The following is a 14,524-nucleotide window of genomic DNA, read 5'->3' on the forward strand; positions in this document are numbered from 1 at the left end:
GAGTATGTTTATGATAAAAGAAAGCTTAGAAAAGAAGATAAATAAATTAGATGGAGATATTGAAGCTTTAAGAAGAGCAAAGTATTATTTGTCTAATAAAGAAGAAATTAATGAAATTATTGATGCTTTAAATAAGGAAAGACAAGTTTACTCAGATGAAATTTATCTTGGAGATGGGAGAGCATATACAGAATGTCTTGAAGTAATATTAGAACTTGTAGATAAAGAGTTAGGTAAGGATGAGCAAACTGAATTGCTAGAGGTTATAAAAGAACATCATGGCAGAAAGTCTCCTAACGTAAGTAAGAAAAGTTATGGACTTAATGCATGGCTTAAATATTTAGATGTTGAATGCCAGTGGATTGATAAGGAAGATAGTGAATGGTCAACATTAATTATAACTGGATATACACCTCGTATGTAGAATTTAAATTTTTATTTTATTAGTACCAGCAAATGCTGGTACATTTTTCATATATAGGGGGGCAGTAGATCTTAAAGGTCGTGCTTCGTCTTCACCATTGAAACTCTCGATAGATATGTCGAGGGTTTTTGCCCGTTTATAAAAAGGTTTTCGCGGATTAACTCTTTTTGGATTGTGTAAAGCGATTTTCACTTGACAAAAACACCGTAAGATAGTACTTGAAATCTTTAAGATATGTGGTATTATGGAAATTGGTATATACAACATGACATCATATACAATTTATGGAGGTAATATGAAGAAGGTTGATAAGAATTCACCAATACCAATGTACTATCAGATAAAGGAAATAATAAAGGAAATGATTGATAATGGAGAGTTGAAGCCCAAAGATCTAATAGTCTCAGAGAGAGAGCTGTGTCAATATCATGGCGTTAGCAGGATGACTGTAAATAAGGCTATCACCAGTCTTGTTACGGAAGGATATTTGTACAGGGAGCAGGGAAGTGGAACTTATGTGGCGGATCCTAAAATGAATTATAGAATATCAGGACTTTCAGGATTAACTGAAGAAATGGTTATAAGGAGAGGACTGAAAGTGAATACTGAGATAATATCCTTTGAAGAGAAATCTCCAAGTAAGTCAATTAGAGTCTCTCTAGAGCTGGAGGAAGGGGAAAAGGTATATAAGATCATAAGGCTTAGGAAAGTAGAAGGGGTTGCTTATGCACTTGAGGTGTCTTATATACCCCTCACATTATGTCATGATTTCAATATAAATAAACTGGAAAACAAATCACTATATTCTGTCTTGCGAACTGAATACGGTCTTGATATGGAGTATGCAAATCAGACGATTGAGCCAATCATGATTGATGAATATGAAGGTAAGTTGCTAGGAATTAAGGAAAACTCTCTTGCACTGCTGTTCATCAGGCAGACGTGCACCTCATCAGGTAAACCATTTGAGGTTACAAGATCCACGTACAGAACTGATAAATATAAATTTGAAATAACCTTGAAAAAATAGATGGTGGGGTGAAGCATATGAAAGCAATATTTAACTGCAGGCTAATATCAAGGGATGCAGTAATTGAAAAGAAGGCTGTAATTTTCAATGAGAAGATTGTAGGTATAATCCCGGAAAATGATATTAAAAATTATATGATAGATGAGCTAATTGATGGTAAGGGCAATTACCTAGCACCAGGATTTATAGACATTCATATACATGGCTGCTCTGGTGAGGACATTATGGATGCAGGAGAGGAAACCTTGAACAATATAAGTAAAGCCATTGCAAAAACAGGGGTCACTGCATTCCTGGCAACAACAATGACCATGGAAATGAATAAGATAATGATGGCCCTGAGTAATATAAGGGAAAAAATGGGCAGTCTTGATGGAGCAGAAATACTCGGCTGCCACATGGAAGGCCCCTTCATAAGCAGTAAATTCAAAGGCGCCCAGGATGGTCAGCACATTATTGATCCAAGTTTCTCATTCATTGAGGAATATAAGGATATTATAAAAATAGTGACATTGGCTCCTGAGAGAAATGGGAGTATGGAGTTTATTAGAGAGTGCAGAAAGAATGGAATAGTGGTATCAATAGGACACAGTAATGCTAGTTATGATGAGGCAGCTAGAGCCATAGAGGCAGGTGCATGTCATATCACCCATACCTACAATGGAATGGCACCAATGCATCATAGGAATCCGGGGGTTGTAGGGGCAGCTATGCTGAGTGATGCAACTTGTGAATTGATTGTGGACAATGTGCACGTACATCCTGCTGCACAAGAAATACTACTTAAACTTAAAGGTGCTGATAAGTTGATACTTATTACAGATGCCATGAGGGCATGTCTGATGGAAGAAGGCTTATACGATCTAGGAGGGCAGGAAGTGATTGTGAGGAACAAAGAGGCGAGGTTGAATAATGGGGCTTTGGCAGGCAGTGTACTTACAATAGATAGAGCAATAAAGAATTTCATACACAATCATGGAATAGCCATGCCGGATGTGGTAGGAATGGTTTCCTGGAATCCTGCCAGGGCCTTGGGTATAGAAGGGAGAAAAGGAAGTATTGAATCAGGTAAGGATGCTGACATGGTACTGTTTAATGAGGATATAGAGATTTGTACAACTATAGTTAATGGCAGGCTTGTGTATAGGAGGTAGAATATGAGAATTATAATTGCGAAAGATTATACAGATATGAGTGAAAAGGCTGCAAGCATTGTTGCAGCACAAATTCTGTTGAAGCCTAATAGTGTTTTAGGTCTTGCAACAGGCAGTACACCACTCCAGATGTATCAAGAGCTTATAAGGAGATATAAAGTTGGGGAACTGGATTTTGGCGAAATTACGACCTTTAACCTTGATGAATATATAGGATTGGGGAAGAGTAATATAAATAGTTATAATCACTATATGTATGACAATTTTTTGAGGCATATAAACATTGATTTAGATAATGCAAACATACCAGATGGTATGGCTATTGATATCGAAAGGGAATGTAACGACTACGAGAACAGGATACAGGAAAGGGGCGGAATTGATCTTCAGGTGCTAGGCATTGGAAACAATGGGCATATAGGCTTTAATGAGCCTAACCTGAAATTTGAGGCAACTACTCATTTGGTGAGATTGGATGAAAATACCGTTAATGTAAACTCTAGATTTTTTAATGATATAGAAGATGTTCCCAAACAGGCAATCAGTATGGGTATAAAGACGATTATGCAGTCAAAAAAAATACTGCTGCTTGCAAGCGGCAAATCCAAGGCAGAGGCTATATATAAGGCCATATATGACGGAATCACTCCCAAGGTTCCGGCATCCATACTCCAGCTTCATCCTGATGTTACCATCATAGTGGATAGGGATGCAGCTGTATTTATCAGGGGTCAGTTATTACACGAATCTAACATTGCTGTCCAAAGGTAAAAGTACATTACAACTATAAAATGCATTCATATAATGCTCGGATATTAAAATAGCCTATCTTCTTTTGAAGATAGGCTTTATTTTTTTATTAAAAAAAATAAAGGGATTTCGTCTATTTCTAACATATGGGGGAAATTATAATTTTTTAAGGAACAACCTGCAGCTTAAGGTGATATACAACCACAGTGACTAATCTAGGATTTGCTATGATCGGAGTTACATAACTTATCAAATATGATATTCCTAGAAAGTGAAAAAAGGCCGTATACCCCAGAATTTTCCCCTAGCAAGGCAGGAACTACCCTAACTGGCATGAAGGCGTTTTCCTTCACAATACGGTTAAGTATCGGAAGTATTTGAGAATTAAAAACAGAATACTCTCCACCGAAAATTACCAGATCGCAATTTAAGAGACAAACTATATTAGAAATTGTTCCACCGATAATTACAGCAATATCTTCTATGCATTGTTCAAGGAAACTATCGCCACCTTGCCAAACCTTAATGAGATCTTTAAAGGTGGATGTTTCAAGGCTTTTCCCTAATGCAGCAAATGCATCTGAGGTTTTTTTAGGAGCTTCATTTCTAACCTTAGCCATAAAGGCACTTATTTTAGTAGAATCAACCAAATTGTTGAATGAATATTTACGTGCAGAGCTCAGATCATTTTCAATTGTTATTTCATATGAAATTTCTCCTGCACAATTGTAGGTTCCCCCGAAAATAGTACCATTCAGTATTATTCCAGCCCCGATTCCTAAACCGCCGCTTATATATATTAAGTTCTTTGCAGATTTTCCTGCTCCATAGGTAAATTCACCTAAAGCTGCTGAGTTTACATCGTTGACAACAAGTACGGAGGTATTGAAGTGAGATTCTAGTTGCTGTGAAAGATCACCTATATTCCAATTTGCAAAATTTGGGCTTGCAATAAAATTTCTTGTTACAGAATCATAGATACCGGGACAAGAAATTGCTATGATAGCTAGTTTGCTGCTGTCTAGTTTGCTTAAGGAAATTAAGGATTTAACTGCATTTAGTACATATTTCAGCCTTGTAGAATAAGATGAAGCTTCAGGTATGCTTATTGTAAACTTATTTAGTATTTCCCCATCCAAATCAGCTAGTACAAAAATTGGATCTTCAAAATTTAATTCAATAGCAACAATGTATTGGTAAGTATTGTTGAACTTTAATAAAATGGGCTTTCTTCCTCCGGATGACATAGAAACTCCTGTTCCGACTTCCTGAATAATTCCCTTGGATAGCAATGATGCAATATTCACTGTCACTGCAGCCTTACTGGCGTGTAATTCACGTGCAAGATCCGCTCGGGATATATGCCGTCTAGAGTATATTTTGTCTAATAAGACTCTTTGATTTATTGACCTTATGTGTGTTTGATCTACAGTATGTTTCATTTCATATTACCTACTTATATCGAGAGTTAGTAAACTTTGTAAATATACTATAATAATAGCATAATAATAGCATAACACATTTATAAATACAATGACAAAGAATTTATAAGGCAATATTCAACCAATTATGAATAATATAAATTCCAGCTTTGACTTTTCTATAATTATGTGATAATGTATAATTATAGAAAGTTCACAAAGTGAACAAACTAACCTCAATGATTTAGTAAAAGTATATTAAGGACAATCAGAAAGGGAAATATGTAATGAAATATTCTAATTTACATTATAAAAGGTGAACATATGCTTATTGGAATAGACTTAGGAGGTACGTCCATCAAGGCTGGATTGGTGGATTTTGAAGGGAATATTTTAAGGCAGAATTCAAGGCCTACCAGGATTGAAAAAGGGCATATGTCCATAATAAATGACATTGCAGAACAGATTGAGGAACTGGCGGGTGCCCAGGGCATCCCCATAGAATACATACATTCAATTGGTATTGGTGTACCAGGACTGGCGGAGTATGATACCGGAAAAGTCATTTATTGTTCCAACCTTTCATGGAAGAATATAGAGCTGGGAAGAGAACTTTATTCTAGGCTAGGAAGAAAAGTTTATGTAGAAAATGATGCTACAGTAGCTGGGTTGGCTGAAAGTCTTTTCGGTTCTACAAAGGGAGCAGTCAATTCGGTACTGATAACCATTGGCACTGGAATAGGAAGTGGAATAATAATCAATGGACGTATTTACAGCGGAAGTCATGCAGCTGGTTCTGAAATAGGACATATGATAGTTGGAGAGAATTTCTACGACTGCAACTGTGGAAATAACGGCTGTTTTGAGACATTAGCTTCTGCAACTTCCATAATCAGATATTCGCAGCATAGGATCAAGGATGATGGAAAAAACTCGCAGATATTAGAGCTTGCAGATAATGAAATAGAGAATATAACTGCAGAAAAAATTTTTGCTGCAGCAAAATCTGGTGATGACCTTGCACTAGAAGCAGTAGACAGAATGTGCAAGTATCTGGCAAAGGGCATAATGAACATATACAATGTGCTTGACCCAGACATAATAGCCATAGGTGGCGGAGTGTCAAAGGCGGGAGATTTTTTGCTTAAACGGGTTAAGGAAAATGTTGCAAGGATGATTTATACCACAGATATAAAATATGGAGATATAGTGATTGCAACTCTTGGCAACAATGCAGGTATAGTTGGATCAGCTTTCTTGGGATACTATATAAATGACCAATAAGACTGTAAAGAGTATCTATAATTATGTTGAAAACAAGATGGGCATTGATACAATGTTTAATAAATTAGGCTTTAATGCATAAAAGGTTCTTTCCTGCTGTACAAGCCTAGTATATTAAGTAGAAAGCATATGAAAATATTTAGCTCATAACAAATTACAAATGCTTTCTATAATAAACAAAGCAAAATCACAAAAATAAGAGGGAGAGGTGTATTATGAAAAAATGGAAAATTGCTGTTTTGTCCCTGATAATGACCGCAGCTGTTGGAACCAGTGGCTGTGGCTTTACGTCAGCAAGTAAGACAAACAGTACAGTAAAAGAATCTAATGATACTATTACAGTTTATGACACTAATGATGTCAGGACTATAGTGCAGTGGGCTGCTTCAGACAATAACTCTTTTACGATTCTGAACAATGTATCAGAGGGACTTTACAGGCTAAATGCAAAGCATGAACCTGAACCAGCATTGGCGGAAAACTATAAAGTTTCTGATGATAAGCTAACTTATACCTTTACACTTAAGAAAAATCTTAAGTGGAGCAACGGCACTCCGCTTACAGCAAAGGATTTTGTGTATTCCTGGCTTAAACAGATGAGTATTGACGCTACAAATGGATATTCCTTCATTATGACGGATTATATTGTTAACGGTGCTGAGTATCTTGAAAATAAGGCAAATGCTGCTGACGTAGGGATAAAAGCTCTTGACGATTGTACATTAGTGGTTAAGCTTAAGCAGCCTACACCGTACTTTGTAAGACTAACAGTTCTTCCTATGTTCTTCCCTCTAAACGAGGCGTTTGTGAAGTCCAAAGGTGATCAGTACGGTATGAAAGCTGAAAATATGATTTATTGTGGTCCTTATGCATTGGTTTCCTATGACCCTGCAAGCGGCAGTACACTGAAAAAGAACGATGCTTATTGGGATGCAGCTAATGTTAAGGTTCCAAATGTAAATGTTCGTATTGTTAAGGATCAATCTACTGCCCTGAATGCGTATAAGTCTGGGGAACTTTCTAAAGTAACCCTTGCTTCTTCAGATGTACCTTCAATGAAGTCAAATCCTGAATTTAGCTCTATAAGCGAATTTAGAACAACATATATGCAATATAATCTAAAAGATAAAGCTCTTTCAAATAAGAATATCCGTCTTGCTCTTGGATATGCAATTGACCGTGATACTCTTGCAAATACAATTTTGGGTGACGGTTCCGCACCTGCTACTGGCCTTATAGCGAACGCAATGTATGGTGACGGTACAAAGTCCTTCCGTGAGTTAAACCCTAATGTTACTACTTACGATGAGGCAAAAGCGAAAGCATACTGGAATAAGGGAGTTGCTGAGCTTGGAGGGGTACCTTCATTAACCCTTCTTACAGAGGATGATTCAGTGACAAAAACAGTTGCAACCTATGTACAGAGTCAGTTTAAAAAGACTTTAGGTGTAGATGTAAAAATAGATTCAAAGACTAAGAAAGCAAAGAATCAATTGATGGATGACAACAATTACCAAATGGCTATTACTGGTTGGGGTGCTGATTATGATGATGCGATGACATATTTGGATCTTTGGACCAATGGAACACCATACAGAGGAAATTATATGAGCAAAACATACAACGCCTTGATTGCAGATGCAAAAAAACAAACAGAAGACTCAAAACGCCTTCAGGATATGTTGAATGCGGAAAAAACACTACTTACTGAAGACGCAGTAGTTTCTCCGCTTTATTACAGAGGGTTTGCTATTTTGACAAAACCAAATGTGGTGAATTTGGTTACACATCCTTTTGGACCGCCAATTGAGTTTAAATATGCTTCCTTAAAATAATATTTTTAAATATATGTGTAGGAATAAGTGGGAGGATAAATTAATTGTCCTCCCACCTTTTTAACACCTAAACTATTCAAAAATCAATTTATATTAAAGTCACTACTTTTCGAAAAGGAGGTATATAAGATGCTCTCGTATATATGTAAACGCATTATTTATCTGATAATTACCCTGTTAATTATTCTAACTGCCACATTTTTTCTAATGAAAAATCTCCCTGGGACCCCATTTGATTCGGAACGTTTTGCGCTATTACCTAAAGCACAACAAGCACAATTTTTAGAAAAGTATGGGTTAAAGGATCCCTTGCTTGTGCAGTACGGAAAATATATTATTAATGTTTTCAAGGGGGATTTGGGAACCTCATTTTTTTACTCAGGTAAGCCTGTTACCGATGTGGTTTTTGGACGAATCGGTCCATCTGCTCTAATTGGAATTCAAGCGGTGCTGATTGGTCTTTCAATTGGACTTGTTCTAGGCATTATAGCTGCATGGAGGCATAATAGCGCGATTGATTATTTTACAATGATAATGGCTGTTTTAGGCGTTTCTGTGCCTAACTTTGTAGTTGCAGCTTTGCTGCAATACTACGTAGGTTTAAAGTGGGGTATATTTCCAGTGGCATTTTGGGAAAGCTGGAGGAGCTCTGTACTCCCATCTATTGCTTTATCCTTTAGTGTTACTGCAATGATTGCACGATTTATGCGTACTGAAATGCTTGATGTGCTAGCGCAGGACTATATTATTACTGCAAGGGCAAAGGGTCTTAGCCAGTTTAAGGTTATCATGAGGCATGCGGTAAGAAACTCCATTATCCCGGTTGTTACTATTTTGGGCCCTATTATTGTAAATCTGCTGACCGGTTCCCTTGTGGTAGAAAATATCTATGGCATCCCAGGTATAGGCAGCCTTTTCGTGGATTCTATCAAAACAAATGATTATTCTACTATTATGGGTATTACTATTTTTTATAGTGCATTTTACATTTTCATAATAATGATTGTTGATATATTATATTCGGTGATTGACCCGAGAATTCGTCTTGCGGCAGGAGAGGAGGACTAGTAATTCAATGATGCAAAAAACTGAAATTCCTATAGAACTTTTTGAACATGCAATAGTAGACAACGGTGAAAAAGAGCGTATTGCCAGTCCTAGCCTGACTGCATTTCAAGATGGCTGGCTCCGTTTAAGAAAGAATAAGGCTGCAGTTGTTAGCTTGGCGGTTTTAGCTATAATTATCATGGCTGCTATTTTTGGACCAGTTTTTTCAAAGTATTCATATTACGCCACAGATTATAAGAATACTTATCAAGGACCTACTATAGCACACCCATTCGGAACGGACCAGTTTGGCAGGGATCAATGGACACGAATTTGGCATGGAACACGAATTTCATTGTTAATTGCTGTTGCGGCGGCATGTATTGACTTGTTCATTGGTGTCTCCTTTGGTTCAGTGTCAGCTTTACTTGGTGGTAGAATAGATGCCATAATGCAGCGTATTATTGAAATCCTTGTAGGTATCCCTCATCTTATAATTGTTATTTTGTTGATGATGGTAATGCCAGCGGGAGTATGGACGGTTGTCATAGCGCTTTCAATAACGGGTTGGGTTAATATGGCACGTCTTGTACGTGCGCAAATTCTTAAATTGAAGAATCTGGAGTTTGTTATGGCTGCCCAGGTTTTAGGCACAAGCAGCAGGGGAATAATACTTAAGCATTTAATTCCCAATACAATTGGAGTTATTGTAATTAATGTAATGTTTACAATTCCATCTGCTATATTTACTGAAGCATTTTTAAGTTTTATTGGCATAGGCCTTGCAGAGCCAAAGGCATCCCTTGGTGTTTTAATTAACAACGGGTATCAGGTGCTTCATAATTATCCGTACCTTTTGATATTTCCTGCTATAGTTATTGTTTTAATCATGGTATGCTTTAGTATTTTAGGGGATGGGCTTCGTGATGCGCTGGATCCTAAAATGAGGCAGTAAGGGGGAGTAAAATGGATAATCTTTTAAAAGTGGATAATTTAAATGTTCATATAAAAACGCATCAGGGTGTAGTTCAAGCTTTATCCAATGTAAGCTTTACATTAGATAAGGGAGAGATTCTTGCAATAGTAGGTGAATCTGGTTCTGGAAAATCTATTACCATGAAAGGTATTATGGGACTGCTACCATCCAATGGGAAAATAGTTGAAGGGTCTATATTTCTTGAGGGAAGACGTATCTCAGGACTAAGTGAGGGTCAGATGCTTAAAATCCGTGGTCGTGAAATTTCCATGATATTTCAGGACCCCATGACTTCGCTTAACCCTACCATGTCTATTGGTAAACAGATTATGGAAGTGTTGCAGGAGCACTGCAGTGACCTTTCTAGGGAGCAGATGAAAGCAAAGGCAATTAAGCAGCTTGAATTGGTTGGAATAAACAATCCTGAAACAAGGTTTAATCAATATCCGCACCAATTGTCCGGTGGTATGCGTCAGCGTGTTATCATTGCTATTGCATTAGCATGCAGCCCTAAGGTTTTAATCGCTGATGAACCAACCACGGCGCTGGATGTAACGATACAGGCACAAATACTAGATTTAATGAAGGAATTGCAGGGAAAAGTTGACACCTCCATCATTATTATTACGCATAATTTAGGTGTCGTTGCAAACATTGCGGATCGTGTTGCTGTAATGTATGGTGGTAAGCTGGTGGAAGTAGGTAGCAAACGGAAATTGTTCTATGAAGCCTCACATCCATATACAAGGGGGCTTTTGGCATCTATTCCCAACATGCACAAAACTGATAAGCAGCTTTATTCAATCCCAGGTACTCCACCTGATTTAATGGATCCGCCGAAAGGCTGCCCTTTTGCTGCACGATGTGAACATACAATGAAGGTTTGTCAAAAATATATGCCTGACTACACTAAGCTCTCAGATATGCACTGCGCAGCTTGTTGGCTGCTAGATGACAGGGCAAAGGCTAGGGCTGTTAGGGATGCAAAGGGTGGTGGTAAAAATGTCTAATAAAGAGGTATTATTACAGGTCAAAAACTTAAAGCGATATTTTAATGTAGGAAAAAATAAAATTCTAAAAGCAGTAGATAACGTCAGTTTTGATATTTATAAAGGTGAAACCTTTGGACTGGTTGGAGAATCTGGATGTGGAAAGTCCACACTAGGACGTACAATAATCAAGCTTTATGGAACAAGTGGTGGGACTGTTAAATTTGATGGAATAAATGTTCATGACAATTTTAATATTACGCAGAGGCGTGAGCTTTCAAGGCGTATGCAGATGATATTTCAAGACCCTTATGCGTCCCTAAATCCTCGAATGAAGGTTATAGACATTATTGCAGAGGGTATTGATGCTCATGGTATGGCTAAAAATGCTCAGGAACGCACCAGGATGGCGGTGGAACTTTTGGAGTTAGTAGGTTTGCAGCAAGGGCATGCTAACAGATTCCCACATGAATTCTCGGGAGGACAAAGGCAGCGTATAGGCATTGCACGTGCATTAGCGGTTACTCCAGATTTTATTATTGCGGATGAACCTATTTCAGCACTTGATGTTTCAATACAGGCTCAGATAATTAATCTTCTAAAGACATTGCAGAAAAAGGGCAATTTGACATATCTTTTTATTGCTCATGACCTTTCGATGGTTAAGTATATCAGCGATCGTGTAGGAGTAATGTATCTGGGCAGCATGGTAGAAATGGCTGACAGCGATGAATTGTTTCAAAACCCTATTCACCCTTATACACAAGCGCTGATTTCAGCTATACCACTTCCTGACCCAGATTTGGAAATGTCCCGCAGCCGCATTACGCTTAAAGGAACAATTCCAAATCCAATTAATTTAGATGACAACTGTCATTTTTGTTCACGCTGCCCAAAGGCTACAGATATCTGCAAGAAACAGATGCCAAAAATGACTGAGATTAAACCTGGTCACTGGGTTGCTTGCCATTACATAAAAGATACTGAGGTTTAGATTTTTTTATAAACAGAGTATGTACGGGAGGAAAACGAAATGTTGTTTACGAAAATCATAAAAAATACAATTCACAATAAGTTTATGGAAAGTTTGCCACTAGGGCTGCTTGAAAAGGAAATTCTTATGAAACTGCAGGATTGCAGTGAAGATGAGAAGGTGATATTAGAGTTTTTTTACGGCACAATGCCTGCTGCAGATATTGGGGATTATGATTTTTCTTTATATAAGAAATTTGCAAACTTCGGACTATTCCTTGCAGAAAACTCTCAGTGGAAGAATTTGATTCCAGAAGACATTTTCTTTAATTTTGTTTTGTACTATAGAGTTAATAACGAAAATATTGAAGACTGCAGACCGTTTTTATATAACGCACTAAAGGATAGAGTCATGGGGAAAAATATGAAGGAAGCAGCTCTTGAAGTGAATATTTGGTGTGCTGAGTATGTAACTTATCAAGCTACAGATGAAAGAACAGCTTCACCTTTGACAGTATTAAGATCTTCTTACGGAAGGTGCGGGGAGGAGTCTACTTTGTTGGCTACAGCAATGCGCAGCGTGGGCATTCCCGCAAGGCAGGTATATACCCCAAGATGGGCTCATTGTGATGATAATCACGCATGGGTAGAGGTATGGTGTGATGGAGAATGGTACTACCTAGGAGCCTGTGAGCCAGAACCTGTTTTAAATAGAGGCTGGTTCAATAATGCATCTGCAAGGGCTATGCTAGTGGATGCAAAAGCTTATTTGCCGGTTGCAGAGGAAGAGGTTGTTACCGGAAATGGACAAACCCTTATTTTTAACGAATTGAGCCGCTATGCGCCGTCGAGATATTTCACTGTAACTGTAAAAGACCCAATGCCTATGGCTGGAGTTACTGTACATTTTGAGATGCTTAATGGATCGGAATTTTTCCCTCTTGCCTCAATTGTAACTGAGGAGTCAGGATGTGCAGGTCTAACACTTGGTTTTGGTAGTATACATATTCACGCAGAGAAGGATTGTAGATTTGTTGAAGCTATTATTGATACAAGTGATACAGATTCTATCACACTGGATTTTTCAAAGGCTGTACAAATAGAACCAGAATATGAACAAGAGTTTAACTTTAGTGCACCAAAGGACAGTATGAGGAATAATGTCCAGCTTACAGAAGAGCAAAAGAAACTGCGACATCAGGTAATAAGCAGTTCAGAACAGAAACGAAAAGAGTACGCAAAGGGATTTTATAAGGAAGAAAAGGCGGAAAAGTTAGCTGCTAAGTTCAGTCAGCCACAGCAAGTAATGGATATTTTGAAGGCTGCGGAAGGGAATTTTAAGGAAATACATGATTTTCTTTTAATGGATTTTGGCATGGAAAACAAAGAACTGCAGCTTAAAATGCTTCAATCCCTAGTGAAAAAAGATTATAGAGATGTGAAATGCAGTGTTCTTGCAGAACATTTTAAAGAGGCATTGAAGTATCAAAAGGACTATCCTGTTGAAATATTTGTACAATATATTATGTGCCCAAGAGCGCATTATGAACAGCTCACACCATATCGTAAATATATTTCTTCAGTCTTTGATAATCAAACGAAGATGGCTTTCAAAGAGCATCCAAGGAGGATTTGGGAGTATGTCTTAGGATTTCAATTAGACTCCAGCAGGTACCATGAACGGCTTGTTGGAACACCTGAAGGTATTATTCGCAGCGGTCTTGCAGGTTTAAAAGGTAAAAAGATACTCTTTACAGCTATTTGCAGGACTCTAGGCATACCTGCACGTATTAATCCAGTTGACTTGACTCTTCAGTATTATGAGAAGGACAGGTTTATAAATGTAGAGGATAATTCTGGTGAAGATGAAGGTAATGCCAGATTAATTCTTGTAGGCGGGGAAGAAAAATGGTTTTATTTGAACAATTGGACTATCGCTGTTTTAATAGAAGGTATGTACCAGACCTTGGAGCTTGCTGATTACAACTGGTCAAATGGTCAGATGGAGCTTTCATTAAAACCTGGCAATTATCGACTTATAACATCAAATAGAACACCTAACGGCAATCAGTTTGCAAAAAAATATTGTTTCAAACTGGAAACCGGTGGATTAAAGACTCTTGCTATATCATTGCGTGAGGTAGATATATCGAATTTAACTACCGATATATCCTTTACACCATTCAAGCTATATAATGAAGATAAAGAAGTAAGTTCAACAGAGGTTGTAAGTGAAGATAAACCCGCGGTGTTTGTATGGCTAGAGGAAGGACATGAGCCTACAGAGCATGTTTTAAATGAGTTTATTCAGGCACAGGATGTTTTAAATAAGATGGATTGTGAAATTATTTTTATTATCAGAGATAAGAATGCACTAGGTAACGAGACATTTAAAAAAGCATGTAAGGCAATTCCAACTGCAAAGGTGTATTACTCCGATTTCTCTGATACTGCAGCTACTATGGCTCGTAGAATGTATGTTAATCCTGAAAACTTACCTCTTACAGTAGCTACAAGAGGTAGCAAAGGTATATACGCTTGTAGCGGATACAATGTTGGAGTAGTAGGTTTAATAGTAAAAATTATGAGCTTGTAGGTATAGTGCGATTATAAAATAAGCATTATGCAAAAACTTAAGAGGG

Annotated in this window: 12 protein-coding genes; 11 read left to right on the top strand and 1 reads right to left on the bottom strand. The window is 37.6% G+C overall.

What is annotated here, in order from left to right:
- The first annotated feature begins 10 nt into the window (after positions 1-10).
- The 4 genes from DP68_RS02150 to nagB all read left to right on the top strand — a co-directional run bounded on the left by DP68_RS02150 (position 11) and on the right by nagB (position 3,379).
- Positions 11-424 carry a hypothetical protein gene (locus DP68_RS02150; RefSeq protein WP_035305389.1) on the top strand — a complete coding sequence of 138 codons (414 nt, stop codon included), beginning with the start codon at positions 11-13 and terminating at the stop codon, positions 422-424.
- Between the two features lie 295 nt (positions 425-719).
- Positions 720-1,454, top strand: a complete 735-nt coding sequence (locus DP68_RS02160) for a GntR family transcriptional regulator (protein WP_035305396.1) — start codon at positions 720-722, stop codon at positions 1,452-1,454.
- A 17-nt stretch (positions 1,455-1,471) separates the two neighbouring features.
- Complete coding sequence (gene nagA / locus DP68_RS02165) at positions 1,472-2,608, top strand: N-acetylglucosamine-6-phosphate deacetylase (RefSeq protein WP_035305399.1); 1,137 nt, start codon at positions 1,472-1,474, stop codon at positions 2,606-2,608.
- Between the two features lie 3 nt (positions 2,609-2,611).
- Entirely contained in the window at positions 2,612-3,379 is a 768-nt protein-coding gene (nagB, locus tag DP68_RS02170; RefSeq protein WP_035305402.1) for a glucosamine-6-phosphate deaminase, read from the top strand.
- A 194-nt stretch (positions 3,380-3,573) separates the two neighbouring features.
- Here the strand turns inward: nagB and DP68_RS02175 are convergent, their stop codons facing one another.
- Positions 3,574-4,605, bottom strand: coding sequence for an ROK family protein (locus DP68_RS02175; protein ID WP_291546899.1), 1,032 nt, complete (start codon positions 4,603-4,605; stop codon positions 3,574-3,576).
- Between the two features lie 498 nt (positions 4,606-5,103).
- Between DP68_RS02175 and DP68_RS02180 the strand changes: the two genes are divergently transcribed.
- From DP68_RS02180 to DP68_RS02210, 7 genes are all read left to right on the top strand, one after another.
- A complete protein-coding gene (locus tag DP68_RS02180) occupies positions 5,104-6,063 on the top strand; it encodes an ROK family glucokinase (RefSeq protein ID WP_035305408.1) in 960 nt (319 codons plus the stop codon).
- 215 nt (positions 6,064-6,278) lie between these two features.
- Complete coding sequence (locus DP68_RS02185; protein WP_035305411.1) at positions 6,279-7,898, top strand: peptide ABC transporter substrate-binding protein; 1,620 nt, start codon at positions 6,279-6,281, stop codon at positions 7,896-7,898.
- Positions 7,899-8,027: 129 nt separating this feature from the next.
- Entirely contained in the window at positions 8,028-8,966 is a 939-nt protein-coding gene (locus DP68_RS02190; RefSeq protein ID WP_035305414.1) for an ABC transporter permease, read from the top strand.
- Positions 8,967-8,973: 7 nt separating this feature from the next.
- Positions 8,974-9,900, top strand: a complete 927-nt coding sequence (locus tag DP68_RS02195) for an ABC transporter permease (RefSeq protein ID WP_035305417.1) — start codon at positions 8,974-8,976, stop codon at positions 9,898-9,900.
- Between the two features lie 11 nt (positions 9,901-9,911).
- Entirely contained in the window at positions 9,912-10,931 is a 1,020-nt protein-coding gene (locus tag DP68_RS02200; protein ID WP_035305420.1) for an ABC transporter ATP-binding protein, read from the top strand.
- The gene (locus DP68_RS02205) at positions 10,924-11,904 is read left to right on the top strand and encodes an ABC transporter ATP-binding protein (protein ID WP_035305423.1); all 981 of its coding nucleotides are present in this window, start codon (positions 10,924-10,926) and stop codon (positions 11,902-11,904) included. The genes DP68_RS02200 and DP68_RS02205 overlap by 8 nt, the downstream gene beginning before the upstream one ends.
- Before the next feature lie 39 nt (positions 11,905-11,943).
- Positions 11,944-14,478: a transglutaminase-like domain-containing protein gene (locus tag DP68_RS02210; protein WP_052085596.1), complete on the top strand. Its 2,535-nt coding sequence runs from the start codon at positions 11,944-11,946 to the stop codon at positions 14,476-14,478.
- Positions 14,479-14,524 lie beyond the last annotated feature (46 nt).

Origin of the sequence: Clostridium sp. HMP27 (genome assembly GCF_000765165.1) — a bacterium.
In the GTDB taxonomy this organism is placed as follows: domain Bacteria; phylum Bacillota; class Clostridia; order Clostridiales; family Clostridiaceae; genus Clostridium_AK.

What these genes read in the sequence shown, in the direction of transcription:
- DP68_RS02150 (WP_035305389.1), top strand. Translation starts at nt 11, where the DNA reads ATGATAAAAGAAAGCTTAGAAAAGAAGATAAATAAATTAGATGGAGAT.
- DP68_RS02160 (WP_035305396.1), top strand. Translation starts at nt 720, where the DNA reads ATGAAGAAGGTTGATAAGAATTCACCAATACCAATGTACTATCAGATA.
- nagA (WP_035305399.1), top strand. Translation starts at nt 1,472, where the DNA reads ATGAAAGCAATATTTAACTGCAGGCTAATATCAAGGGATGCAGTAATT.
- nagB (WP_035305402.1), top strand. Translation starts at nt 2,612, where the DNA reads ATGAGAATTATAATTGCGAAAGATTATACAGATATGAGTGAAAAGGCT.
- DP68_RS02175 (WP_291546899.1), bottom strand. Translation starts at nt 4,605, where the DNA reads ATGTCATCCGGAGGAAGAAAGCCCATTTTATTAAAGTTCAACAATACT.
- DP68_RS02180 (WP_035305408.1), top strand. Translation starts at nt 5,104, where the DNA reads ATGCTTATTGGAATAGACTTAGGAGGTACGTCCATCAAGGCTGGATTG.
- DP68_RS02185 (WP_035305411.1), top strand. Translation starts at nt 6,279, where the DNA reads ATGAAAAAATGGAAAATTGCTGTTTTGTCCCTGATAATGACCGCAGCT.
- DP68_RS02190 (WP_035305414.1), top strand. Translation starts at nt 8,028, where the DNA reads ATGCTCTCGTATATATGTAAACGCATTATTTATCTGATAATTACCCTG.
- DP68_RS02195 (WP_035305417.1), top strand. Translation starts at nt 8,974, where the DNA reads ATGATGCAAAAAACTGAAATTCCTATAGAACTTTTTGAACATGCAATA.
- DP68_RS02200 (WP_035305420.1), top strand. Translation starts at nt 9,912, where the DNA reads ATGGATAATCTTTTAAAAGTGGATAATTTAAATGTTCATATAAAAACG.
- DP68_RS02205 (WP_035305423.1), top strand. Translation starts at nt 10,924, where the DNA reads ATGTCTAATAAAGAGGTATTATTACAGGTCAAAAACTTAAAGCGATAT.
- DP68_RS02210 (WP_052085596.1), top strand. Translation starts at nt 11,944, where the DNA reads ATGTTGTTTACGAAAATCATAAAAAATACAATTCACAATAAGTTTATG.